We start from the raw sequence: 22,942 nt of genomic DNA, 5'->3' as shown, positions 1-22,942 counted from the left end.
CATGCGAACGCCTGGCCCAGCGGGGTAGGACGGCCCTCGCGACCGAACATCCGGGGTCTGTGCTCTAGACGAGGGCCACGAGGCTTTGCTGGAGGAGCCGTTCCGGGGCTACGGCCGCGACGGTCTGCGTAATCACGCGGGTGGGCAGCACTCCCGATGATGCGTTTACGGACGCGGCGCCATCCTGTGGCCGACCCGGTGCAAGAGGCGGCGCTCGGTGCAGAACCGAACCGGCAGAGGGCCGGTACCCGATACCAGGTCCCGGCCCTGCGGATGAGCGGCTCAGCTCTCGCAGTCGAACTCCTGGTCGCCCACGTCCCCCGGGCAGATGTCCGTGCCGGTGTCGCCGTTGGAGGAGTCGTTGCCCCCCACGCCGTCGATGGCTCCCAGCCGGTCGTTTCCGGCGTTGCCGTCCATGATGTCCCGGCCGGCCCCACCGACGATCTCGTCGTCGCCCGCACCGCCGATCAGGATGTCGTTGCCGTCGCCCCCGACCAGGACAGCGCGTTGTGTGCTGTCGATCGTCTGGAGAGTGTCGCCGCCCGCGTCGCCGTTGAGCGTGGCCCGCAGGCTCGCCCGCAGGATGACGGTGTCATTGCGGTCGCCCGCGCTGAGGAGGATCGTCCGTGTGCCCGCCGGGCAGGACACCGAGTTGGCGCTGAGCTGGGTACAACCTGCCCCCGCGGTGACGGTGTCACCGTTGTCGATGACGGTGATGTTGCTGCCGGACGGGTTGATGATGATCTGGTTCGCCTTGTCGGCCGCGGCATTGATATTGATGAAGGCCGAGTTCGCGGTCACACCGGTGGCGGCGTGGGCCTGCCCGGCCGACAAAGCCAGCGCCGCGCCCATCGCGCCTGCCATCACCACGGCCTGTAAACCCGTGCGCATCGAGGTTCCCACTGTTCCTCCAGTCAGTACGGTGCCTGCGATCAAGCATCAACGGGGAAAGAGGGCCGCACATGGGGAGAGAACCCCCAGATAGTGTTCGAGACGGATGGGACGAGCCCGTCGGGCCCGTCGTCCAGGATCTGGCACCACGAGGTCCGGCCCGACTCCAGTGCGGCGACGAACGAGTAGGGCCAGCCGGGCACGAACTGGTCCGAGGACCGGCCGCTGCGGCCGTAGACGTGACAGAACAAGCGGTCCGGGCTGGTCGGCGCGTCCGGGCGGAGCCAGTTAGTGACGTCCACCGCGAGGACCAGACGTCCGTCGGCGGCCTCGGGCTGCGGCAGTCCGGCCAGCACCTGCCGCAGCCGCAACACATCGACGTACTGAACCGCCCCGGCTCGAATAGAGACTCGATTTCATGAAAGGATCGAGTCATGGCACGACCTTCCCGTTACCCGCTTGAGCTCCGCCGCCGTGCGGTGCGCATGGTCGCTGAGGTGCGCGACGATCACCCGAACGAGACGGCCGCTCTGCAGACGGTGGCCGACAAGCTCGGCATCGGCTCCCGCGAGACGCTCCGGAACTGGGTGAAGCAGCACGAGATCGACGGGGGCCAGCGTCCGGGGACGACGACGGAGGAGTCCGCCCAGCTCAAGGCGTTGAAGAAGGAGAACGCCGAACTCAAGCGGGCCAACGAGATCCTGAAGGCCGCGGCGAGTTTCTTCGCGGCCGAGCTCGACCGGCCACACACACGCTCGTAGCGTTCATCGACGAGCACCGGGACCGCTTCGGCGGCGTCGAGCCGATCTGCAGAACCCTCACCGGGCACGACTGCAAGATCGCCCCTTCCACGTACTACGCCCACAAGAAACGCCTCGGAACTCCCTCCGCCCGTTCTGTGCGCGACGAGGAACTCAAAGTGCGCATCCAAGAGGTCTACACGTCCAACTACCGCGTCTACGGGGCCCGGAAGGTCTGGCGCGAGCTGAACCGGCAGGGACATGCGGTGGCCCGCTGCACCGTCGAGCGCCTCATGCGCGAACTCGGCATCACCGGCGCCGTCCGCGGCAAGAAGGTGATCACCACACTTCCCGGCGGACAAGTCGAACGGGCTCCCGACCGCCTGGAGCGCGACTTCGTCGCCAAGGCTCCGAACCGCTGCTGGGTCGCGGACTTCACCCACGTGAAGACCTGGGCCGGTGTCGTCTACATCGCCTTCGTCGTGGACACCTTCTCCCGCCGGATCGTCGGCTGGTCCGCGGCCACCGTGAAGGCGACGGTCTTCGTCCTGGACGCTGTGGAGATGGCGATCTGGCAGCGCGACCGCGACCAACACCCCGTTCGACCAGGCGAGTTGATCCATCCCTCGGACGCCGGGTCGCAATACACGAGTTTCCGGCTCGCCGAGCACCTGGACGCCGCCGGCATCGCCGCCTCGATCGGATCAGTCGGAGATGCCTACGACAATGCCCTGATGGAGAGCACGATCGGTCTGTTCAAGACCGAGCTGATCAAACCCCGGCGGCCCTGGAAGACGCTGTCCGAGGTCGAACTCGCCACCGCTGAATATGTTGACTGGTACAACCACCGCAGGCTCCACGGTGAGATAGGCCACGTCCCACCGGTCGAGTACGAAGCCACCTACTACACCGAACTCACGAAACCCCAGGTCACAACCACAACCTGAGATCTCTACCGAACCCGGGGCGGTTCAGTGCCCCACGAGAGCAACGAGGTAGTCCCGTCCCTCGAACTCGTACTCCACCGCGCATTCCGTCGCCCCATGGGCCAGATGCAGCGAGTCCCGAGGCACGGACCGACTCAACAGCGCCGACACGATGTCGACAAACTGCTCGGAACGATCGTCGTCTGAAGCACTGTCGTCCCTCCGCCACCGGCCGTACTCGACCAACAGCTCACGTTCCTGCTCCACCGTACTGATTCCCCCTGGTGTCCCGTACGTGTCCCATGCGTGCGCTACGCCCCGGCTCTGACCGTGAGCCTACGGCCCGTGATGGTTCCGTCGCTCGGGAACAGCTTCCGACAGCCGACCCCCTCTGGCAGCGAACGTGCGACCGGGGTGGCGGTTATCTGTTCGGACCTCCCTTGCCTGGCCCGCCGAGCACGGCTCGCGCCGACTCCACAGCAGAAGAGGAGGCGTGCACCACAGCGTGCTGTTACCTGACTTCGACGGAGTACGAGGCGCCGGGGAACTCCCATCCGTCGGTGCCTTCGCCGATGTCCTCGACGATGACGTCGTCGATGAAGTGGTCCTCGAACTCGTCGTCGGTGAGTTCGCCGGCGAGCCAGAGCTCCTCGATCTCGTCCCAGTGGCCCCGGCTGCCGTCGATACGCAGGGGCGCGGCGTCCACGGTGCCGCGTGTGCGCTCATCGTCGCCGGTTTTGACGACGCCGCTGATCTCGTACTGGCCGCGCCTGATGTGGTCGGGGATCGGGTCGGCGGGGACGATGGCGACGTTCTCGTACGCGGTGTGGATGAGGTCGCGGTAGCTGCGGCGGATGTTGTATTCGGCGTCGGACAGCCAGTTGATGAGGGTCTTGGTCGTCACGTGGAGGCCGGAGTCTGCCAGGGCCTGCTGCCCGCGGTGGGTCGCGGTGAGCTGGCTGAGCTGGGCGTGCCAGTGCTTGGCGTTGTACGACGACAGGCGGTGTCGGGGGGTGACCTGGGAGCGCAGGAGGTTGTTGAGTGCGGCGCCCAGGGAGTCGCCGCGGCCTGTGGGGCCTGCCATCAGTCGTCACCTTCGGGGATGATCTCGCCGGGCTTGACGAACTTGGCCTTCACTTCGCCGAAGCCGGTCCCGATCCGGTACGTGGCGGGCGCGGTGCCGTCGGGCGTCCAGAAGACGGCCGCGTCGACGTTGCGCAGTGCGAGGAGCTGGTGGCCTTGCTGGACGGCCCTGAAGGCCACCGACCAGTGGCGGACAGATGCTTCGGCGACCATGCTCATGCGCCAGTCCGGCCGGTAGAACGGGGACCGCTGTGCGGGGCGCTTGGGCCACAAAAGGCGCAGCGCGATGGACAGTCGGGTCTTGTACGCCTTGTAGGGGTCGCCGCCGATCTGGACGAGCTCGGTCCGTGCTTTGCGGGTGGCCTCGTAGAAGGGCTTGAAGAGGGACTCGTTGTATTTCCCGGTCCAGGAGTCGTGAATGGCCGGCATGGCGGCGAGGTGGTTGTCCCGGACGAGTTTGTCCAGCTGCTTGATGTGGGGGGTGGTGACCCACACGCGGCCGTCGTCGTCGGGTCGGTCGATGATCCGCCCCAGGGGGTGGGGCATGTCGGTGCGGGTCCACTCGGGGATGTCGATGAGGTAGATGCCGGCTCCGGCCTTGTCGTAGGCGTCGAGCGGGCCGGTGTGCAGGAGCTTGTTCGGGGCGAGGGGAACGGCCGAACAGGCGGAGGGGAAGCTGCCGTTGCGGTCGATCAGGCACAGCATGCCTTCGCCGAAGGAGTCGGGCACGTCGAGCTGGTCGCGGCGGACGCGCTTGCCGTTCGCCCGGATGTGGGGAACGCGGGTGGCGGTGACGTCGGGGTGGACCCAGCGGGGCTCGCCGTCCATGTGCTCGCTGATCAGCGGCCACGGGCCGCTGTCGCGGTCCGCAGTGCGGATGACGGGGATCGGGTGCATTTTCGAGCGGCCGACCGCGTCCTTGAGGATCTTCAGGGCGGGGAAGACGTGGCCCTCGGGCTCGTCCTCCTCATCCCCAGGCTTCAGGCCGTCCTCGTCGTCTTCCTCGTCCTCTGCCACGTGGCCCTGGGCCTGTCCGCTGTCCGCCGGGGCGTGGACAGGGGCACCGGCGGCAGGAGCCTGACCGGCACTTGCGCCGGTGTCGGCAGACACGGGCTCGCCGTAGGGGCGCAGAGCGGCGGTGAGGCGGTGTCCCTCGTGGGTGTCCGGCATCGCCGTTACCGCTGCGGCGGCCTGGAGCAGCGACGGCAGGATCTCCTTCAGGGCTTCCTGGTCGCTGTCTGCGACCGCAGTTCGCCATGCCGCCAGTTCGTGGGTGAGGGCGGCGGGGATCCCCTGGTGTCCGCCGGAGGTGTAGGGAAGGGCGGCTTCGGCCAGTTCCAGTGCCGCCGTTCCGCCGGCGGACGCCGAGAGCCCCGGGCCTGCCGGGCTGTCGGCGCGGTCGAGGGAGGCGGCTCCGGCGTCGAGGAAACGGGCGTGGAGCAGGTCGGGCTGCAGATACGCCGAGCCGATCGTGCCGAAGTCGCGCTCCGCGATGGTCACCTGGACCTTGGCAGGGTCCTTGGTCGGTGCGAGCGTCAACGTGACGTCGGCGTCCAGGAGACGTAGGAGCGTGGGATCGTCGCTGTCGACGATGGCGAGCACTGGTACGTGCAGGGTGCGCGCGAGTGAGGCCAGGCCCTGGGAGGCAACCGGGAGACGGTCACCGGACAGGGGAAGCCGGGGGTTGTGGGCGGCTTGCAGGCGGTCCACGACCACCAGGGCCAGGTCCTGGACGTAGGGGGCGGTCTCCGCGATCGCCTCGGCGGTCAGCTCACTGCCGTCGTCGATCAGCAGCGGCGCCTGGACCAACTCCTGGGCGACCTGCTGCTCGTGCTGGGTGAGGCGGCCCTGCTTCAGGCGCGGGTAGTCGCCCCCGGTCTCCGCGGAGATGATCCGGCGCATGATGTCGGCCTGGTTCGGCCCCGAGGCCGCGTACAGGACCCGGTGGTTGTCGACGAGCGCGGTCTGTCGCGCGGCGGCCAGGCCCAGCAGGCTCCCGCCGACGTTCGGGGCGGCCGCCACCAGTGTCAGCCGCCCGGCCTGCAGGCCGCCCGTCGCGGCGTCCAGGCCGGGCAGCCCGAAGGTGGGGCCGCCGGTTGGGCCGGCGGCGAGCACGGCACCGATGGCGTCGCCCAGCGTGGCGAGCCTGCGCGGTGCACTGCCGCTGTCCTGATCGTGTGGGCTGTTCACCGCACCTCCTTCTGGCGCCGCGCCAGTGTGGGCGGCCGTGTCGGACGAGGGAACACCTGACGTGGTGTCGACGGGAAGCAGCACCGCGACCGGGGTACGGCCCCGGCGGAGCACCTGCGGCTGCCCCTGAGCGGCCAGGGTGATGAGTTCACCGAAGTCCTTCTGTGCCGCACTCAGCGCGTGGGACGGGAACGCATCGGCCTTCCGGGCGGCCGGGAGCCGGTCGAGCGGAGCCAGCAGAGCACGCTCTCGGTGCTTGTGGATCAACGTCGTACGCCCTTCCAGCTCGGCGCGTTTCACCAGGGAGAAGAGATCGTTCCGTGCCTCGGTCGCGTTCGTCGCAACTTCTTCGTGCGGCTGACTCACTCACCCTCCTAGGGCACTCAACTAGCCCCCATTGTAGCAGAATCCATATATCAGACTGTGAAAGTCACTAAGTTTTTTGAGTATCTCACTCACTATTGGTGACTTGGCGGGGTGTGAGTTGACGGGCGGGGTGCCCCCGCAACCGATCGGTAGCCAGCAGCGCGGAGACGCTGTGCCAGAAGCTGGGCAGGCGTCTGTCATCCCTGTCGGTGAGGGCGCGCCCGCGAGGTGCGGATCGAGTGAGGGAGAGAAGCAGTGTTGTCAGTGGGGCCGGTGAGAATGGCGTGATGACTCACGCCATACCCGTGCCGTTGCCGTCCGCGCTCGTCGATCACCACGCGGTCGACCTGGAACGCAAGTACACCGACGGCTGGGGCGTGCGGGTCGACGACGTCGCCACCGCGCCCTCCGGCGAGCTCTACGCCCTCTACAGCGTCCACCGCCACACCTACGGCGTGGCGGACGATGAAGCCGATCCGGCGAAGGCGGACTTCAGCTACTCGCTGGTGACCAGGTACGCCCCCGACGGCACCCTGCTCGCCACCGCGGTCTCCGGGCAGAGCAAGTACCTGCGTCAGGACACGACTCTCGGCGGCCCCACGACAGGGCTGGGCAAGGACCTTTGGTGGGCAAAGGGACTGTGCGTCCTGCCCGAAGGAACAGTCGCCGTAACCGGTCCCGGTGACCACACCCATCTGGTCACCGCGGACCTCACGGCGGTGACCGCGCACCACGGTATGCCCCGCAGAAGCTACGACGAGGGCCCGCGCGACCCGTTCGCCACCTGGATCAGCACGACTCCCGCCGGCCGCCTGCTGTGCACGACCGGCGAGTACGGGCTCTACAACTACGCCAACCTGCTCGACAACATCGTGTCGATCACGGACCAGCCCCTCACCCCCACCTCGAAGCCGACGCTGCGGGCCCTGGCATCCATGGAGGCAGAACCCGTCAAGCACACCGAAGCCGACCTGCGGCCGGACGTCCTCTTCAACGACAAACCAGTCGGCATGGACCACCGGCCGCAGCCCTCGCTGACCGAGCACCTCACCGAGCTCGAACAGACCGCGCGGCAGTGGGACTGGGACGACGCCCGGCTCGGCCGGCCCGCGGTGGTGCGTGAGGACCTGTTCGTCATCCCCGTCTACGGACACATCTACCGGGGCGGCAGCCGCGGCCAGCGGTTCGCCTTCGTCCTGGTCAGCGACGAGGGCAAGTTCGTCGGCCAGCTCGGCGGCATGCACCTGCACCGCGATAGCCCCTTCACCGGCTTCTGCTTCGAGATCGCCGCCGACCCCATACGTGAGCGGATCTACCACCTCAACCGGTACGGGCTGTTCGCCTGGACAGCCACGGGAGTGCGCGCCCAGCGCCTCGACCTGGAAGACACGCGGTACAAGCTGCTCAAGCACTTCACCCTCTTGGACTGCACCCCCGCGGGCGAGTTGATCCTCGTTCACCGCACGCAGCACCTGATGCTCCGCATCCCGCGTCCTGCCTCCCTCGGCGGCCTCGGCCAGGTGGTGGAAGACGCGCTGCGCTCCTACGCCAAAGAGCGCACCACCCTCAAGAGGCAGTGGCGGCCGGTGAATTGGCATTGGGTCGACAGCACGGCCCCACTACACCGCCTCTGATCCCTCTGAAGGGCCGGGCTACTCCCAGCAGTCCGCCGCACAGAATGCAGCAGCCGCACCCGTACGCGCACACGGACGCCTGGAGGTGCCATCAGGCCGGGTTGATCGGACTCGCGCCGGGCGCCACGCGCGGCACGGCCCTAAGACAGGGGCCGGGGTCACCATCGTCACCTCGGCGGCAGCCCGCACGGGCCGCGGTGGCGCCTGAGCTGCGGACAGGCTCGGCCGACCCGATCGACCCATCGGCAGCAGTAGAGGGTGAACATCCCGTCGGGCGGGATGGTCCAGAGCGCATCGTTCCGTTCCCGCTCGTTCTCGGACGGCTGCTCGGTGACACGGACGATGTCGCCCTCAGCCAGGCTCAGCTCAGGGCCGCTGTCGAAGACAACGCCGTAGGGGAACGGAGTGATGTACGTCCGAACCAGCGTCACCCAGCCGAGTGTTCCGGCCGGCACGCGATACGGGACGCAGTAGTCCTCTGGCTCCGCTCCCCATCCTTCTTCCGCCTCCAGGTCGGCGTGCGGGTACGAGCCTCGCAGCTGACGTCGAGCCTCCACTCGGTCGCCGACGTGCAGCGTCAGAGAGCCAACCCGCACCCGGCGGGCCAACTCCCATCGGTCCTCCGGCGAGAGCGTCTCCAGGAGGTCGTCGAGCCGCGTGGTTGTCCGCGCGCCGTCCACTGGCCGGCTGGTACCCGCCGACCCCGTGGGGGAAGGGTGAGGGATGGCGTACTGGAGAGCGTGGGTCGTCGGGAGTTCCTCGTCGTCTTGCGGGCAGCAGGCTCTGTGGACCCTCTGTACGCTCACCGGCCAGCCGACTTGGTGGGGAGCGAGGCGAGCGGGGACCGGCGGCCCGCGGGGGTCGCGTGGACGGCCGGCCAGTCGATTCGACGGCTTCGGGCAAGCCGGTCCAGGTCGGCCTGCCGGTAGAGGCGGACCTGGGTGTGGTGCTGTCCCTCGACGATCTCGGAGTAGGTGAGCAGTCCGGCCCGTACGAGGTGGTCGAAGTCGCTCTCCCTCACGCGGAGGACCTCGGCCGCCGCGTCGCGCATGTGGAGGCGGCCCGCGGCCGAGGCGCGTTCGACTTTGCGACGGTCGCGAAAGGTCTCCAGGGCCAGCCCGCAGTAGAGGGGGCGATCGCGGTACTCTCCGCGGACTGGAAGGTGTCCACGGCGGGCAAGTTCGGCCGCAGCACCAGAGTGGACGGTGATCGAGAAACGGTCGGCGAGGTGTTCCTCGGCGCGGGTGGCGCCGACGTCAGGCATGGTGCCGACGGCCTGCCGGATGGTGTCGAGGCGGGCGACGGCGTCGTTGAAGGCCGCGGCCGACCATCGGTCGCTGGCCACGTCGGGACCAGGGATGAGCCCAAGGCGCTGGGCGCGGGTGAACTGCCATCGCGCCAGACCGGCGCGGTCGGGGAACTGCAGAGGGCCGTACGACTTGAGGGCGCTGGAGGTGGTCACGTCACGCCCCCAGGTGCGAGTCGACGTACGGGTCTTCGGCGTCGTCGCGGTCGGCCTCGGCCTCCCAGCGCGCTTCGTCCTGGGCTTCCCAGACCATCTCCTGGTACTTGTCGTCGTATGGGTCGTACGGCTCCCGGGCCGCGTCGGCCAGGTCCGCCCAGTAGGCGGACTCCGACTCGGCTTCCTCGGCCGCCCGTTCCTCCGGGGTGAGTGCGGCGCAGCGCGCGGCCTCCTGCTCCCGCCGCGCCTGGTCCTGGGCGTCGTAGTAGCCGGCCCAGACGTTCACGGCGTCGTTGGGTCCCCAACTGCACCAGCCCCAGCCGCCGTCGAGGATCCGGTGGCCGGCCGCGCGGGCGCATCGGCCGCCGTCGATGGGGTGGGCCATCCCGTCGCAGACGAGGACAAGCTCCGTGGAGGGCTGCCGCAGTGCCGGACGGGGCGCGCGGCGCAGTTCGGCGAGCACGTCGGGGAACCGGCGGCCGGTGGTGCTGGCGATCTTGCGAGCCTGCCGCTTGAGGTAGTCGCTGCCTGATTTGGTCACGGTCGTCTCCAAGCGGGACCCCACGCTCCCCGCCGGACGTCGCGTGGATGGGCGCAGCCGGACAGACGGGTTCCTTCGGGTGGTGCTGCGCGGGACCCAATCTCGGTCCTTGTCCGGCGGCGTTGCCCCTGTGCGGCGTGGGCGCGGGCAACAGCGGAAACGGCGGTTCGCGGCATGCCGTTTTCTACGGGATCCACGGTACCGGGCGGCACTGACAATCGGAGCACGGCTGCGTCGCGGCTGGCGGAGCAGAGCGGTGGAGAGCAGGGCCCTGGAGCGCGCTCTACGTCGGGGAGATGGGGAGCAGGTCCAGCAGTACCAAAAGCGATGGCGCAGTGTGAACTTCTCATGCATTCTGTTGGGTTGCCCGCACAGGAGGTCGTAACCGTGGCAGAGATCCGCTCGCTGGAGGAGCTGCAGACGCCGGATAGTACGGCGCTCATCTTCACCCCGTTCGGGCTGGGCGGCCCGATGCCGGCCGAGAGGTCCGCCGAGTTCCTACAAGGGATGGTCGCGGACTGCGGGCTTGCTTCGGACGTGGCGGAGGGGACGCGCCGGGAGTTCGATCGGCTTCAGCGCCTTTTCGTCTATGGCCTGCTCGACTATGACGTCTTCACCGTGGTCGACGACCGCGCCTTGCTGGTGATGGAGCAGGCGCTGCGCGAGCGGTTCCTCCAGTGGTACGCCGGTGCGGTCACCTTCGAGGACGCCAATGGCTTGGAGCCTCCAAAAACCGAGGCCGTAGGCACCTACGACGATGTGCTCGCCGCGGTGAAGAAGCTGGGCCGGAGGAACCGGCGGAGATCACGTCAACAACCTTCGCCGCAATGGCAGTTGAAGGTCGGCACCACGCTGATCGCCTTCAATGGCATGCTCGCCGGACTGCGGACCTGGGCGCGAGCGGCTGGTCTGCTGCGTGGTCAGCGCACGCGTGGCATCGAGCATGCGATGTCGAATCTGCGCAATGCTGTCGCCCACCCGACCGGTTACCACCGCACGACGCCCGTGGAGACGGCACGGACCCTGCATGACCTGGCAGAGCTCGTCAACCAGCTGTGGGGACACCCGACTCCTGGCGGCCGCCTGTACCCCGCCCCGGTGGAACGCGACATCGTCGTCATGGCCTGGAACGACGAGGGAAGCGTCCACATGGCCCAGGCCGATGCCCTGCGCGACGACACCGATGCCGACGGCTACCTCTACCTCCTGATCCGCAGCGGTTCCCGCCCCGGAAGCCGGTACGAGGACGCACACTGGGCAGCGTTCGACTCCCGGTTCGAGACAACGCAGTTCCCCGCGGACTACCTCTGGGGGCCCGGAAGCCGCAGCGACGCCCTGGCCTGGCTAGATGCGAAGCAGCCGAAGGGGGACACCGTCAACTACGTCGACCGCGTCTTCATGCTCCGCGAGCACGATGGCCAGCTGTACCCGCCGATGCACCCGGAAGTGGCCGCCGGCCTCGCCAAAGAAGAGCGACACGGCGCCTGGTACACGGTGCGGGCCGACTTCCCCGAACACGCCTTCGCCCACGTACGGGGCCTCAACGGCAGCCCCGATGCACACGCCCGGGTCGGCGACTGCAGAAACTGCCCTGCTCATCAGCTCGGCAGCGGCAGCCACGAACAGGCCCTGCGGGCCGCCGAAGACGCCATCGGCGTCATCGTCCCCCGGCGGCCACCCGCCGTTGGTATCCCTGACTCGCTCTTCTGGCCACACAGATTCTGAGATCACGGGGAACTGATTGGCGGGTTCATCGATCGACGACCCGTGGTCCGCGCCTCGGCGATGGCCGAGATCGACCAGCTCGATGCCGAAATCGGCAGTAGCATTTACGGGGTGCCGTCGGCGCCGGAAGAAGTGGCGTTCGGCCTGCCGACCTTGCGGCGGTAACGGCCCTGGGCGGCCTGCTCTGACTCGACGCCGAGCGCGGCAGCGATCTTCTTGAACGTCAGCAGGGGCTTGCCCGTGCTCGTACTGATGGAGCGGGCGGCCAGCAGCAGGGCAAACTCCAGGCCGTCCAGGTCTGCACGAGCAACCCGCAGCAAGGCCAAGGCCGCGGCGACGTCATCAGCACGGTCTTCGAGCTCCACCACGCGCCCCGTTGCCTTCTGCCAGCGCGGATCGGACTCGATCAGTCGACGGGCCTGGTGAGCGTGAACCGCGTGCAGCAGCACGGGCACCGACGCCTCCGGAGCGTGGTCCCGGACTTCAGGCAGGACGCTGGCGTAGCGGCCGGCGAGCCGGGCGAGCAGTTCGGCCTGTTCTTCGTCCATTACGTACGGGACCCGCCGGGGCGGACGAGTCGGCTTGTCGGTGTTCGTCATGCCTCTCACCCTCCCGGCACAGCACTGCGCTGACAACGCAAAGCTGTCAGCGCAGCGTTGCGCGCCAAGGGCGCATAGACGCACGCCGGGGTCGGTTTATCGGACTTCTGCGGTCCCCCTCCCCGACTGGGTAGTGCGGCAGTAAATGACGGATTTACTGCGGCGGAGTCTCTACCGTGATCACTGCGACCTGCGGCAGGGGTTTCCGGCTGCCGGGGCGAGGTGCACGCATTTACCGCGACAGAGGGGCGGACCAGGTATACCGGGTCAGCCAGGAGCGGCGGCGCGACGCCGTAGACCGGGTGGTTGCGCTGCAGTTCGACCGTAACGGCACCCGTGTGTGGCGCAGGGCCCACTCGCTGCTGGACTCCGAGCACGTACGGCGGGCGATCGGGGAGGTCAGCGTCCCCTACGGTGTCTGCCAGGAGCCCTCGAATGTCGCGGCCGGCGGGCAGAGCTGTCCCATCCGGTTCCGGTGCGTGGGCTGCGACCATTTCCGCACGGATGTCTCCTACCTGCCTGATCTACAGGCGTATCTGGCCGACCTGCTGCGCAGCCGGGAGCGGCTGATGTCGGCGTTCGCCGCCGACGACTGGGCGCGCAGCGAGGCCATGCCCTCCCAGGAGGAGATCCGTCGGGTGCGTCGCCTGATCGACCGGGTCAAGGCCGATCTCGGTGACCTCACGGCCGAGGAACAGGCCCAGATCGGCGAGGCCGTCGCCGTCGTACGCCGCAACCGGAGCGTGATGCTGGGCATGCCCCGCATCGGCCAGCTTCTGCCCGACGCGCACACCACGAGGTCCGTATGAGCAAGGCCATGGCCGACGGCCGCCGCGCCGACAGTGAACGCCGCCGCCAGCGCGTGAAAACCGCCATCAAGCAGGCCACCGGGAACGGCACGGCGATCAGCGTGAGCGGGATCGCCCGGCAGGCCGGGGTCGACCGCACCTTCCTCTACCGCCACCACGACCTGCTTGCCCTCATCCACGCCGCCGAACGGCAACCCTCTGCCTCGGAGCCCGGGGCCGGGCCCCCGGTCAGCCTCGCCTCGCTCCAGGCCGACCTCGCCAACGCACACGCCCGCAACACCCGGCTCGTCATCCAGACCCAGCGCCTGGAGCGCCGGCTGGCCGAGCTGATGGGCGAGCAGGCGTGGCGGGAGTCGGGCCTCGGCGCCCCCGCCGACCAGGAAGAGCTTCAGCGCCAGGTCTCCCGCATGGAACAGGCGAACACCGAGCTGTTGGCGCGGCTGGAGGAGAGGGACGCGGAGCTGGAGGCTGCCCGGGCGGCCAACCGTGAGCTGACCCGGGCGCTGAACCAGAAGGAGGCCGCGGACCGCTAGGGTCTGGCCGGCCCGGTCGTCCGGCTTCCGGCCGAGGCAGCCATTGGCTGAGGAAGGCGCGCTCCGGCTGCGCGTCTCCCGCTTCGACCTCCGCCCCGGGGAGACCGACGCGACCCCGACGCAGCCCGAGCGACAGCGGATACTTGGCTAGCCACATGTTTACTGTTACGGTGAATATGTGTCCAGCCACCTAAATGCGTGGGGGGCACGGGAGGAGTCGTCATGAAAGCCATTCTGTTCGACCGGTTCGGCGGTCCGGACGTGCTGTACGAGGCGGACATCGAGGTCCCGCAGCCCGGCCCCGGCCAGGTCCGGGTCCGCGTGAGGGCCGCCGGGCTGAACGCTCTGGACGGCAAGATCCGCGCCGGGATGATGGAGGCCGTCCGCCCGACGACCCTCCCCGCCGTCCCCGGTGCCGAGCTCGCCGGCGTGGTGGACGCCCTCGGTGAGGGCGTGAGCGACGTGCAGGTCGGTGATGAGGTGCTGGGCTGGTCGGACACCGGCTCGTACGCCCAGTACGCGCTGGCCACCACCGTGGCCCCCAAGCCCGCCGGCCTCGACTGGCAGCACGCGGTCGCGCTGCCAGTGGCCGGTGAGACGGCCGAGCGGGTCCTGAACCTGCTGGGGGTCGCCGCCGGGGAGACCGTGCTGATGCACGGCGCGTCCGGAGCGGTCGGCACCCTGGCGGTCCAGCTCGCCACGGCCCGCGGAGCGCGGGTCATCGCCACCGCCGGCCCTGCCAACCAGGACTACCTCGCCTCGCTCGGCGCCACCGCGACCGTGTACGGCGAGGGCCTGGTCGAGCGGGTGCAGGCGCTCGCCCCAGACGGTGTGGACGCGGTGTTCGACCTGGCCGGGAAGGGAGCCCTGAAGGACTCCATCACCCTGCGGGGCGGCACCGAGCGCATAGTCACCATCGCCGACTTCGGTGCACGTCAGATGGGCGTCACCTTCTCCCAAGGGTCCCAGGAACGCTCGACCGCCCGCTTGGCCGCCCTGGCCCAGGACGCCGCGGCCGGCAAGCTCGTCACCACCGTCACCGCCTACCCGCTCGGCCAGGCGGCCACGGCCCAGCAGGTCAGCGACGCCGGTCATGTCCGGGGCAAGCTCGTCCTCACCGTCGACTGATCACGCCCGCCTCTCCTTCCGCCACGCCCCCGCTCTGCCGATGACCGCTGTCGATCACCGAACCGAAGGACCATTCATGTTGAACGCCCTGTGGACGCCGACCGCCGTCGGTGGCATCTCCCTCCCGCACCGCCTGGTCATGGCCCCCATGACCCGTGACCGCTCCACACCTGAGGGCGTCCCGACCGAGCTGAACGCCGAGTACTACGCCCAGCGAGCCTCGCACGCGCTCATCATCACCGAGGGAACCCAGCCCTCCGCCGACGGCCAGGGCTACCTCCTCACCCCCGGCATCCACAATGACGAGCAGATCGCCGGGTGGCGCAAGGTCACCGACGCTGTGCACGCGGCCGACGGCCGGATCGTCATCCAGCTCATGCACACCGGACGCATCGCCCACCCCGACAACACCCCCCACGGGCGCCAGCCGGTCGCCCCTTCGCCGATCCGGCCAGCGGGCGCGATGTTCACCGCGTCCGGGCCCCAGGAAATGCCGACCCCTCGTGCTCTGTCGACGCGGGAGGTCGTGGCGACCGTCGAGGAGTTCCGCCGCGCCGCGGCGGCTGCCGTCGCGGCAGGCGCCGACGGCGTGGAGATCCACGGCGCCAACGGCTACCTGGTGCACCAGTTCCTGTCCGACAACACCAACCAGCGCACCGATGGCTACGGCGGCTCGATCGGGGGCCGCATCCGCTTCGCCGTCGAGGTCGCCGCCGCGGTGGCCGACGAGATCGGGGCCGAGCGCACCGGTATCCGTATCTCCCCCGGCAACCCCTACAACGACATCGCCGAGTCCGACACCGCCGACCTGTATCCGGCGCTTCTAAACGCTCTGCGCCCTCTCGACCTGGCCTACCTCCACGTGATGCACGCCGGCGACGAGGAGCTGCTGGGCACTCTGCGCGCGCTGTGGCCGACCACGCTGATCCTCAACCGGGGCGGCACCGACCTGCCCGCCCGCGCCAAGGACATCGAGGGCGGCACGGCCGACCTCGTCTCCGTCGGCGCCCTCGCGCTCGCCAACCCGGACCTGGTCGAAAGGCTTCGCGCCGGCGCGCCGCTGAACACCCCCGACCCGGCGACCTTCTACGGCGGCGGAGCGGCCGGCTACACCGACTACCCCACCCACACCGGCTGAGGAACCGAACCATGCCCACCCCCGAACCCCGCATCCCCGCGACGGCCGACGCAGGACCGATGAGCTACGCGATCTTCCAACTCGCCCGCGCGCACCGCGCCTACGCCGCCACCCTGCTGCGCGAGATGGACCTGCATCCCGGACAGGAGCTGCTGCTGATGCACCTTCTTGACCGAGACGGCCAGTCCCAGTCCGAGCTGCTCGAATGCCTCGGCGTGGACCACTCCACCATCTCCAAGGCACTACGCCGCATGCAGGACGCCGGCCTGGTCGTCCGCGAGCCGGCCGCACATGACCGGCGAGTCATGGTGGTCCACCTCACCGACAAGGGCCGGGCGATGCGCGAGCCCATCGCAGCCCTGTGGCAGGCCCTGGAGGAGACGTCCGCCCGGAATCTGTCGGAGCAGCAGGCGGAGTCCTTCGTCGAGACCGCGTACGCCATCACCGAGGCGATCAGCAGCCGCGCGCTGCCGGAAGAAGAGTCCGCGTGACTCCCTGGTGTGCACCCCATGCCCGATTACGCCACACCACACGTGATGTGGGGCACGCGGACCGGGGTGCACACCGTCCTGCATGCGGCGCGACCACCTCCAGGTCGGCCGTATCACCCACCCCGTCGCGGGCTGCCTTCGGACGCGGCACGTTCCGGCGGCGAGGAGCACTGCGGATCCACCCCCACGGCCCGCCTCCGTCGGCCCGCCCGGCCGGCAGGCGATCATGCCTGCTGCCACCCTGTCCCTCCCACCAAGCCCTTTGCCGATGACCTGACGGAAGTGAGACCCCCATGCCTGCCACCGACTCAACCACCCTCCCGGTCCTCGTCGTCGGGGCGACCGGCTCCCTGGGGAGCAAGGTCGTCGACGAACTGCTCAAGCGCGGCAAGAACGTCCGCGCCCTGGTGCGGCCGGCCAGCGACGCCCGCCGGCTCGAAAGCCGGGGCGTGGAGATCGCCCGCGGCGACATGCTCGACGTCGACTCGCTCGTGGCCGCCATGAACGGCGCCGATGCCGTCATCACCACTGCCGCTGGCTATACCCGCGGCGGCAAGAACGCCCATGACATCGACACCGTCGGCAACGCCAACCTCGCCGAGGCCGCCCACCGCACCGGCATCCGGCGGTTCGTCCTGACCAGCATCCTCACCAGCGACCAGACGCCCGATGTCCCGCACTTCTGGCACAAGAAGCTCGCCGAGGACAAGCTCGAACAGTTCGGCGTCCCGTTCGTCGCCCTGCGTCCGGGGGCGTTTCTCGACCAGGTCGCGAGCATGGCGGGCGCCCCGGTCGACAAGGGCCGCATGGTGTGGATCGGCAAGGCCACCGTCCCGCTGACCTTCGTCCACACCTCAGATCTCGCGGCGTACCTGGCAGCCGCGGTCGACGCCGAGGCCGAGGCCGGTGAGCGGATCGACATCGGTTGGGACCGTCCGGTCAGCATGCGAGAGGTGGCCGACGTGATGGGCAGCCGGGCCGGAAAGAAGATCAAGGTGTGGGCCGTCCCGTCCGCCGTCGCCCGCGCCGCAGGAGCCGTTGCCGGCCGCTTCATGCCCCTGTTCAAGGACCTGGCCGCGATGTTCCGCTGGTTCGAGACCGGGCGCTACGTCGCCGACCCCCGCCGCCAGGAGCAGCTGTTCGGGCCCGTCCCCACGGCCGAGGAGGCCCTCGCCCGGTACACCGATGAGCTGCGCACCGCACGGCACCGGTGACCGGCCCGCGTCCCATCCCTCGCGGCCCGGCGGCCTGATCAGGACGGCTCGGGCCCATCCCAGATGAGGGGCCCGAAGCCTTGCGACCGCGGGGCTTCACCGGTGTCCTCCATTGACGATCAGATGTCCGCAACTGACTGCAGGATTCGCTGGATGTCGACAGAGGATCGAGAGGTGCTGCGGCGACCATCTCGCCGCGGGCCGCAGGGTGGCGACCCTGCGGGTCGTCCTCGATGAGTAAGGAATCATTGGCATGGGCAAGCGTGCAGCGTCCGCAGGCGCCGCCACTACGGCGATGCGAGCGGTCGTCGTCACTCAGCCCGGCGGCCTGGATGCCCTTCAGGTCACCACGGTGCCGGTGCCCGAGCCGCAGCCCGGGTGGGTGCGCATCAAGGTGAAGGCGTTCGGCGTCAATGAGTCTGAGGTCACCACCCGGAAGGGGGAGTCGGACGCGGAGGTCACCTATCCGCGGATCCCCGGCATCGAGGGCGTCGGTGTGGTCGATCAGGCCGACGAGGACAGCGGGCTGCGCCCGGGGCAGCAGGTGGCGACCATGATGGGCGGCATGGGCCGATCCTTCGACGGCTCGTACGCGCAGTATGTGACCGTCCCCGCGAGCCAGGTCATCCCGTTCGAGACCGGCCTCCCGTGGGAAGTGGCCGGCGCGCTGCCGGAGATGTTCCAGACCGCCTATGGCTCCCTCGCCACGAGCCTCGGTCTGCAGGCGAGGCAGACGTTGCTGATCCGCGGCGGCACCTCCACGGTCGGGCTGAGCGCGGCCACGATCGCGAAGGACCTCGGAGCCACCGTGCTGTCCACCACCCGCAGCCCGGACCGGGCCGGGGAGCTGCGGGCCATGGGCGTCGACCATCCTCTGGTCGACAACGGCACCATCGCCGATCAGGTGCGCGAGCTGATCCCGGACGGCGTCGACGCCGTACTGGAACTGGTGGGCTGCTCGGTCCTCGCCGACACCTTCCGCACCGTCCGCCGCCACGGCACCGTCTGCTTCACCGGAGCCCTGGCGGGCCAGTGGACGATCCCCGACTTCACCCCGTTCATGATCCCCAGCGGGGTGCGCCTGACCAGCTACGCGGGCGAGGCCACCGACCTGCCCGCGCAGGTGTTCCAGCAGCACCTGCAAGCCATCGCCGCCGGGCGGCTCAAGGCACCGGTCGCGAAGGTCTACCACGGCCTAGAGCAGGTTCGCGAGGCCCAGGCCGACCTCGAGGGCGGCGCGACACCGGGCAAGCACGTGGTGCTGCTCGACGACTGAGAAACACACCCATCCGCGCCGGTCGGAGCCGGCCGGCGGCGGCATGCACGAAAAGGAGACTGTCATGGGCGTCAACAAGGAAGAAATCAGCAAGACCATCCTGGAACTGGAGAAGTCCTTCAACGAGCGGTTCAGCGTCGGCGACAGCCGTGGCTACCTCGATAACTACGCCGAGGAGATCAGCTACTTCGACCCGATCGAAAAGGACCTGGTCGTCGGCCGCGACGCTGCCGTCGCCCACATCGAGGCGATCTACTCCAACCCGCACATCGTGCGCAACGAGTACCTCAACCCCGTCGTGCACGTCAGCGACGGCGGTGACTTCGCCGTCCTGGCCTACAACCTGAACACCTACGTGCTCGACGACAACGGCAACGAGCGCCAGCTGCGCGCCTGGAACGCCACCGAGGCGTACCGGCTGATCGACGGCGAGTGGCGCATCGTGCACTCCAACTGGGCGTTCGCCCAGACCGCGACAGACGCGATCGCGTCCTGACCGGGGACCCAAGGTGACGCACCCTGGCCAGTGAGCGGCCGGCCCCGGCCCCTGTTCCGGACGCGATCAAGGCCGTGGCGGCCGTGGGGATGCCGGCTTGTGCCGCACCCGCCTCACATGCCGGTCCTGGTTTCGCGGGCCGTGAAGGCGGCCGGGGTGAGACCGGTGTGGCCACGGAAGAAGCGGCCGAAGTTCGCGGGATCGGTGAACCCGAGATGGACGGCCACAGCCCGGGCGTCCCAACCGCCACCTCTCAGCAGGCGCCGGGCTTCGAGCAGCCGCCGCTCGTCGATGACCTCACGCACGCCCTTGCCGGTGGCGTCCCGGGCCGCGCGGCTGAGGGTGCGAACCGAACAGCCGAGCAGCCCGGCATAGTCCGCGGCCCGGTGCAGTTCCCGGAAGTGCAGCTCCAGGGCGTCCACGAACCGTGCGTACGTGTCCCTGCGTGCCGTGCCGCCCGCCAACGCGCCGTCGGAGGTGACGTCCGGGGAGTTGGCAAGGCGCAGCAGCAGCGATTCGAGCAGGCTGCGCCGCAGGGCGTGGTGGACATCGAGTCGACGCCGCCCCAGTGCACGGTGCTCGTCCAGGAGCTGGAGCGCCGTTTGCCGCAGCCAGGCCGCGTCATCGGGGTGTGGGCCCAGAACGGCGGGGGCCTCGTGCGCGGTGAGCGGGGCCAGCAGGCGGGCGGCGTCGGACGTCAGCACGTCCGGCTCGAACAGGATGAACAAGCCGCGGGCGGCGCCCGGCGGATGCCAGCACTGCGCGTGCCCGGGACGTACCCACAGCCACTGGCCTCGGCTGACGGTCCGCGTGACGTGGTCGACATCGTGGAGCAGCTCGCCCTCGGTGACGAGGATCAGGTAGTGGAAGGTGGCGCGGCCCGGGCGGGGCGGGTTCCACGGCCAGTCGTCGTGTTCGGCGAAGAAGTCCTCGACGGTGTTCACCTCGAGGCCGTACGGAGTGCCGACCGGGGGCTGGAAACCGTACAGCGGAACCGCGGCCTGCCCGCTGCGCCCGACGCGTGGAGTACGCCCGGGTTGTCGCTTGTCGACCATCACGTGTCCGCAGCCTACCGCCCTTTTTGCCCGCGTCGACGAAAAGGTGGGGCGTGCCGTACGCGTCCTTGGCCGACGCCCCTCCCCGTCACCACCCGAGGAAGGAAAAACTCATGAACGGATCGACCCTGCAGACGTTCGCCGCCGAGTGCGCGGAGGAACTTCCCGGAGCGCAGCTGGAGCATCCCTTCGGCCCGGACTGGGAGGTCTTCAAGGTACGAGGCAAGGTGTTCATGCTGATGACAGAGGTTCCCGGGCGCCCCGTCGTGATCCTCAAGGCGGATCCCGGCGAGGCCGACGCCCTGCGGGAGCAGTACAGCCACATCACCCCCGGCTACCACATGAACAAGAAGCACTGGATCACGCTGGAGGGCGGGGCAGGCGTCGACGAGAAGCTCGTCAGGGAACTTGTCACCGACTCCTACCTGCTCGTCGTCGCCCGCCTGCCCAAGGCCGAGCAGCCCGTCAACCCGCACACCTACGGCACCAGCACGCGGGCGGCCCGGTGAGCGCGGCCGGTGACCGCCTCCAGGACACCGCCCGCAAGGCGGCCCTCGCCCTGTCCGAGGTCAGCCACGGACGCCCCTTCACCCCCGGACTCGACGTGTACAAGGTCGCGGACAAGGTGTTCCTGATCGTCACCGACGACCCGGACGAACAGATCATCACGGTCAGTGCGAGCCCGAGCACGCGCGGGCACTGAAGCGCGGCTACGCCTCGATCACCCCGGGCCGCTATCTCGACAAGAGGCACTGGATCTCGCTGGGGCCCGGGCGGGGCATCACGAAGCAGCTGATCAACGATGCCGTCGAGCACTCCTACGACCTGGTCATCGACGGTCTGCCACAAAGCGAGCGCCCGTATGGGTCGGCTTCTGACAAGGCTGTAACTGACAGGGAGTTAGGCCGATAGTGCGATCAGAGTCCTTACTGAAATTTCATCCGCTGGGACGGCGCCATCGCCCGATTCAGCGATGGCGCCACAGCTGTTGCACCCGATACGGTCAGACGCACCGGCGCTGAGCTGCATCAAGTCCTCAAAGCCCGCCTCGCGCTACGTCTTCAGCCCCAGAGAATTCTTGCGCTGGCGTGATCTGCATGCCTGGTGGCAGGACACCCGCGAGATCAGCAGTGACACCGAGGGCAGAGGTGACCTGTACCAACGACTCCTCAAGAGCCTGCCGGACAACTCGGACGGCCAGAAGAATCTCTTCATCGCCTACCACCAGATCCTCGGGCCCTCGCCGGGGGATCCCGCTCTTCTGCCCGAGGTGTGGCTGCACTGGGACCATAAGACTGTTCAGGAGCGCGGCCCCGAGGCGTTGCTGCGCTCCCGCATGGACTTCCTCCTGCTGCTGCCGCACGGCCAGCGCGTCGTCCTGGAGGTCGACGGATCCCAGCACTACACCCCCGACCGCGGCCGCGCTCCGGATACAGGCAAGTACGCGGACATGGTCACCGCTGACCGAGACCTCAAGCTCAGGGGGTACGACGTTTTCCGCTTCGGCCACGACGAGCTCAAGCGTCTCGATGCAGCCCAGGACCTTCTGCAGCAGTTCCTCCCGGACATGTTCCGCCGCTTCAGAGTGAGCAGCTGACGCTCGCGGTGTGGGCGCAGGATTCTGTTGCATGGGCGAGCGCCCCAGTGCGATAGCCGTACCCGCGGGGCTCGTCAGGCCAGAGGCAGCTGACCGAGCGGCCGACCGCGGTCGGCCTGCGCCTCCAGGAAAGCGGCCACGGCCACGTCTGGCCCCCGCCTAAAGGCGGGGCCGTCCCAGTACGCTGGGACCGCCACGTGCGTGAGGCGCACCTCGGTGCCGTGGACGCGCGCGGTGTCGAAGAGGGTCTGCAACATCTGTAGGCCCGCCAGGTCGAGCGCGCCGAGGCGGGCATGCCACGTCTGGGTCTCAGGATCGTACGAGGCGATCGGGCGGAGCCTGTCGAGTTGCTCCTGCCAGTGAGGATCGGCGGCCGGTGCTGTCCGGATGGTGGCCTCCAACACCCAAGCGTCCTCGCGGGAGTTCGGCGAACTGGTCATGCAAGGGACCGTAGATGTCGCCACTGACAACTCACCCGGTCAGGTGAATCAGGAGTCTGAACAGAACCCTGGGCGCCCACGAACACGTACTGGCAGACGTGGACCCGATCCGAGAAGTGCACCTGTCCGAACCCGGCCTGCTCGTCATCGACGTCGCTGGAGTCGATGAAGCGAGCGTCATGGCCTTCCGGGATGCCGTGGTCCGGACGTGGGCGACGGCTCCGGCCGAGCACGTGACGCGGGAGCCGGGTCAGCCCGGCGTACGGATCCGCCTGTACACCGATCTCCGGCAGGCGCTCCCCGGGCCCTCGGACGCGGAGGAGTCCGGGATGCAGTGAGGAGCAATGCTCAGATCCTGTGGATCTGCTCGGGAGGGCGTACCTTCCCGAGTGATCGATCGACTGGTATCGAGTAGGCCGACGTTGGCGCGTCGGTCGGGAAGGCACGCCCGTGCTCACGGTAGTCAACGACGACGGTTCGACGCGAGATGGATCCCTGATCGACGAGATCGTACGGGAGGGCGCCCGGCGGATGCTGGCCGCCGCTCTGGAAGCTGAAGTCGACGCATATATAGCTGAGTTGATCAGCGAGAGAGACGAGCAGGGGCA

At 69.0% G+C, this 22,942-nt stretch carries 25 protein-coding genes and 2 pseudogenes; 17 read left to right on the top strand and 10 right to left on the bottom strand.

Annotated elements, in window-relative coordinates; translation table 11 throughout:
- Nucleotides 1-282 precede the first annotated feature (282 nt).
- Nucleotides 283-891: a calcium-binding protein gene (locus ACFU5F_RS16895; protein WP_383887546.1), complete on the bottom strand. Its 609-nt coding sequence runs from the start codon at nucleotides 889-891 to the stop codon at nucleotides 283-285.
- Between the two features lie 98 nt (nucleotides 892-989).
- Nucleotides 990-1,271: pseudogene (locus ACFU5F_RS16890) on the bottom strand (transposase); the annotation flags it as partial.
- A 54-nt stretch (nucleotides 1,272-1,325) separates the two neighbouring features.
- Here ACFU5F_RS16890 and ACFU5F_RS16885 point away from each other — a divergent pair.
- A protein-coding gene (locus ACFU5F_RS16885; protein WP_383887544.1) for an IS3 family transposase occupies nucleotides 1,326-2,578 on the top strand; the annotation gives its coding sequence in 2 pieces (ribosomal slippage) (nucleotides 1,326-1,608 and nucleotides 1,608-2,578; 1,254 coding nt in all).
- 490 nt (nucleotides 2,579-3,068) lie between these two features.
- Here the strand turns inward: ACFU5F_RS16885 and ACFU5F_RS16880 are convergent.
- Together ACFU5F_RS16880 and ACFU5F_RS16875 are read right to left on the bottom strand one after the other, a co-directional pair.
- On the bottom strand, nucleotides 3,069-3,641 hold the full coding sequence (locus tag ACFU5F_RS16880; RefSeq protein ID WP_383887542.1) for a hypothetical protein: 573 nt from the start codon (nucleotides 3,639-3,641) through the stop codon (nucleotides 3,069-3,071).
- Nucleotides 3,641-6,196, bottom strand: coding sequence for a DnaB-like helicase C-terminal domain-containing protein (locus tag ACFU5F_RS16875; protein ID WP_383887541.1), 2,556 nt, complete (start codon nucleotides 6,194-6,196; stop codon nucleotides 3,641-3,643). Before ACFU5F_RS16875 ends, ACFU5F_RS16880 begins: the two co-directional genes overlap by 1 nt.
- Nucleotides 6,197-6,483: 287 nt before the next feature.
- Between ACFU5F_RS16875 and ACFU5F_RS16870 the strand changes: the two genes are divergently transcribed.
- Entirely contained in the window at nucleotides 6,484-7,830 is a 1,347-nt protein-coding gene (locus ACFU5F_RS16870; protein WP_383887539.1) for a hypothetical protein, read from the top strand.
- Between the two features lie 167 nt (nucleotides 7,831-7,997).
- Here the strand turns inward: ACFU5F_RS16870 and ACFU5F_RS16865 are convergent, their stop codons facing one another.
- The 3 genes from ACFU5F_RS16865 to ACFU5F_RS16855 all read right to left on the bottom strand — a co-directional run bounded on the left by ACFU5F_RS16865 (nucleotide 7,998) and on the right by ACFU5F_RS16855 (nucleotide 9,833).
- The gene (locus ACFU5F_RS16865) at nucleotides 7,998-8,510 is read right to left on the bottom strand and encodes a hypothetical protein (protein ID WP_383887537.1); all 513 of its coding nucleotides are present in this window, start codon (nucleotides 8,508-8,510) and stop codon (nucleotides 7,998-8,000) included.
- 122 nt (nucleotides 8,511-8,632) lie between these two features.
- Complete coding sequence (locus tag ACFU5F_RS16860; protein WP_383887535.1) at nucleotides 8,633-9,292, bottom strand: hypothetical protein; 660 nt, start codon at nucleotides 9,290-9,292, stop codon at nucleotides 8,633-8,635.
- Between the two features lies 1 nt (nucleotide 9,293).
- Entirely contained in the window at nucleotides 9,294-9,833 is a 540-nt protein-coding gene (locus tag ACFU5F_RS16855; RefSeq protein ID WP_383887533.1) for a hypothetical protein, read from the bottom strand.
- Nucleotides 9,834-10,220: 387 nt separating this feature from the next.
- Between ACFU5F_RS16855 and ACFU5F_RS16850 the strand changes: the two genes are divergently transcribed.
- The gene (locus ACFU5F_RS16850) at nucleotides 10,221-11,558 is read left to right on the top strand and encodes a hypothetical protein (protein ID WP_383887531.1); all 1,338 of its coding nucleotides are present in this window, start codon (nucleotides 10,221-10,223) and stop codon (nucleotides 11,556-11,558) included.
- Between the two features lie 104 nt (nucleotides 11,559-11,662).
- Here ACFU5F_RS16850 and ACFU5F_RS16845 read toward each other — a convergent pair whose 3' ends face one another.
- The gene (locus ACFU5F_RS16845; RefSeq protein WP_383887529.1) at nucleotides 11,663-12,157 is read right to left on the bottom strand and encodes a hypothetical protein; all 495 of its coding nucleotides are present in this window, start codon (nucleotides 12,155-12,157) and stop codon (nucleotides 11,663-11,665) included.
- 302 nt (nucleotides 12,158-12,459) lie between these two features.
- On the opposite strand from ACFU5F_RS16845, the gene ACFU5F_RS16840 reads away from it, so the two are divergent.
- The 8 genes from ACFU5F_RS16840 (at nucleotide 12,460) to ACFU5F_RS16805 (ending at nucleotide 19,242) form a co-directional block, all read left to right on the top strand.
- On the top strand, nucleotides 12,460-12,966 hold the full coding sequence (locus ACFU5F_RS16840; RefSeq protein WP_383887527.1) for a hypothetical protein: 507 nt from the start codon (nucleotides 12,460-12,462) through the stop codon (nucleotides 12,964-12,966).
- Complete coding sequence (locus ACFU5F_RS16835; RefSeq protein ID WP_383887525.1) at nucleotides 12,963-13,499, top strand: DUF6262 family protein; 537 nt, start codon at nucleotides 12,963-12,965, stop codon at nucleotides 13,497-13,499. Before ACFU5F_RS16840 ends, ACFU5F_RS16835 begins: the two co-directional genes overlap by 4 nt.
- Before the next feature lie 222 nt (nucleotides 13,500-13,721).
- Nucleotides 13,722-14,627 (top strand): NADP-dependent oxidoreductase, encoded by a 906-nt coding sequence (locus tag ACFU5F_RS16830; protein WP_383887523.1) that lies wholly within the window; start codon nucleotides 13,722-13,724, stop codon nucleotides 14,625-14,627.
- Between the two features lie 76 nt (nucleotides 14,628-14,703).
- Nucleotides 14,704-15,765, top strand: a complete 1,062-nt coding sequence (locus tag ACFU5F_RS16825; RefSeq protein ID WP_383887521.1) for an alkene reductase — start codon at nucleotides 14,704-14,706, stop codon at nucleotides 15,763-15,765.
- A gap of 11 nt (nucleotides 15,766-15,776) precedes the next feature.
- Nucleotides 15,777-16,256 (top strand): MarR family winged helix-turn-helix transcriptional regulator, encoded by a 480-nt coding sequence (locus ACFU5F_RS16820; RefSeq protein WP_383887519.1) that lies wholly within the window; start codon nucleotides 15,777-15,779, stop codon nucleotides 16,254-16,256.
- Nucleotides 16,257-16,549: 293 nt separating this feature from the next.
- Nucleotides 16,550-17,470 carry an SDR family oxidoreductase gene (locus ACFU5F_RS16815; RefSeq protein WP_383887517.1) on the top strand — a complete coding sequence of 307 codons (921 nt, stop codon included), beginning with the start codon at nucleotides 16,550-16,552 and terminating at the stop codon, nucleotides 17,468-17,470.
- A gap of 295 nt (nucleotides 17,471-17,765) precedes the next feature.
- Nucleotides 17,766-18,746 carry an alcohol dehydrogenase catalytic domain-containing protein gene (locus ACFU5F_RS16810; RefSeq protein ID WP_383887653.1) on the top strand — a complete coding sequence of 327 codons (981 nt, stop codon included), beginning with the start codon at nucleotides 17,766-17,768 and terminating at the stop codon, nucleotides 18,744-18,746.
- A gap of 64 nt (nucleotides 18,747-18,810) precedes the next feature.
- Nucleotides 18,811-19,242, top strand: a complete 432-nt coding sequence (locus ACFU5F_RS16805; RefSeq protein ID WP_383887515.1) for a YybH family protein — start codon at nucleotides 18,811-18,813, stop codon at nucleotides 19,240-19,242.
- A 113-nt stretch (nucleotides 19,243-19,355) separates the two neighbouring features.
- Here ACFU5F_RS16805 and ACFU5F_RS16800 read toward each other — a convergent pair whose 3' ends face one another.
- Nucleotides 19,356-20,186 (bottom strand): helix-turn-helix domain-containing protein, encoded by an 831-nt coding sequence (locus ACFU5F_RS16800; protein ID WP_383887513.1) that lies wholly within the window; start codon nucleotides 20,184-20,186, stop codon nucleotides 19,356-19,358.
- Nucleotides 20,187-20,410: 224 nt separating this feature from the next.
- Here ACFU5F_RS16800 and ACFU5F_RS16795 point away from each other — a divergent pair, with 224 nt between their 5' ends.
- The 4 genes from ACFU5F_RS16795 (at nucleotide 20,411) to ACFU5F_RS16780 (ending at nucleotide 21,894) form a co-directional block, all read left to right on the top strand.
- Nucleotides 20,411-20,806: an MmcQ/YjbR family DNA-binding protein gene (locus ACFU5F_RS16795; RefSeq protein ID WP_383887511.1), complete on the top strand. Its 396-nt coding sequence runs from the start codon at nucleotides 20,411-20,413 to the stop codon at nucleotides 20,804-20,806.
- Nucleotides 20,803-21,000 (top strand): hypothetical protein, encoded by a 198-nt coding sequence (locus ACFU5F_RS16790; RefSeq protein ID WP_383887509.1) that lies wholly within the window; start codon nucleotides 20,803-20,805, stop codon nucleotides 20,998-21,000. The genes ACFU5F_RS16795 and ACFU5F_RS16790 overlap by 4 nt, the downstream gene beginning before the upstream one ends.
- Entirely contained in the window at nucleotides 20,997-21,209 is a 213-nt protein-coding gene (locus ACFU5F_RS16785; RefSeq protein WP_383887651.1) for an MmcQ/YjbR family DNA-binding protein, read from the top strand. The genes ACFU5F_RS16790 and ACFU5F_RS16785 overlap by 4 nt, the downstream gene beginning before the upstream one ends.
- A 166-nt stretch (nucleotides 21,210-21,375) precedes the next feature.
- Nucleotides 21,376-21,894 carry a hypothetical protein gene (locus ACFU5F_RS16780; protein WP_383887507.1) on the top strand — a complete coding sequence of 173 codons (519 nt, stop codon included), beginning with the start codon at nucleotides 21,376-21,378 and terminating at the stop codon, nucleotides 21,892-21,894.
- A gap of 74 nt (nucleotides 21,895-21,968) precedes the next feature.
- Here ACFU5F_RS16780 and ACFU5F_RS16775 read toward each other — a convergent pair whose 3' ends face one another.
- On the bottom strand, nucleotides 21,969-22,334 hold the full coding sequence (locus ACFU5F_RS16775) for a hypothetical protein (protein WP_383887505.1): 366 nt from the start codon (nucleotides 22,332-22,334) through the stop codon (nucleotides 21,969-21,971).
- Nucleotides 22,335-22,432: 98 nt separating this feature from the next.
- Here ACFU5F_RS16775 and ACFU5F_RS16770 point away from each other — a divergent pair, with 98 nt between their 5' ends.
- Both ACFU5F_RS16770 and ACFU5F_RS16765 read left to right on the top strand, forming a co-directional pair.
- Nucleotides 22,433-22,672: a DUF6207 family protein gene (locus ACFU5F_RS16770; RefSeq protein WP_383887503.1), complete on the top strand. Its 240-nt coding sequence runs from the start codon at nucleotides 22,433-22,435 to the stop codon at nucleotides 22,670-22,672.
- Nucleotides 22,673-22,784: 112 nt separating this feature from the next.
- A pseudogene (locus ACFU5F_RS16765) lies at nucleotides 22,785-22,942 on the top strand (IS256 family transposase); the annotation flags it as partial.

Source organism: Streptomyces sp. NPDC057438 (assembly GCF_042802995.1).
In the GTDB taxonomy this organism is placed as follows: domain Bacteria; phylum Actinomycetota; class Actinomycetes; order Streptomycetales; family Streptomycetaceae; genus Streptomyces.
This window is presented reverse-complemented; position numbering and strand designations above follow the sequence as displayed.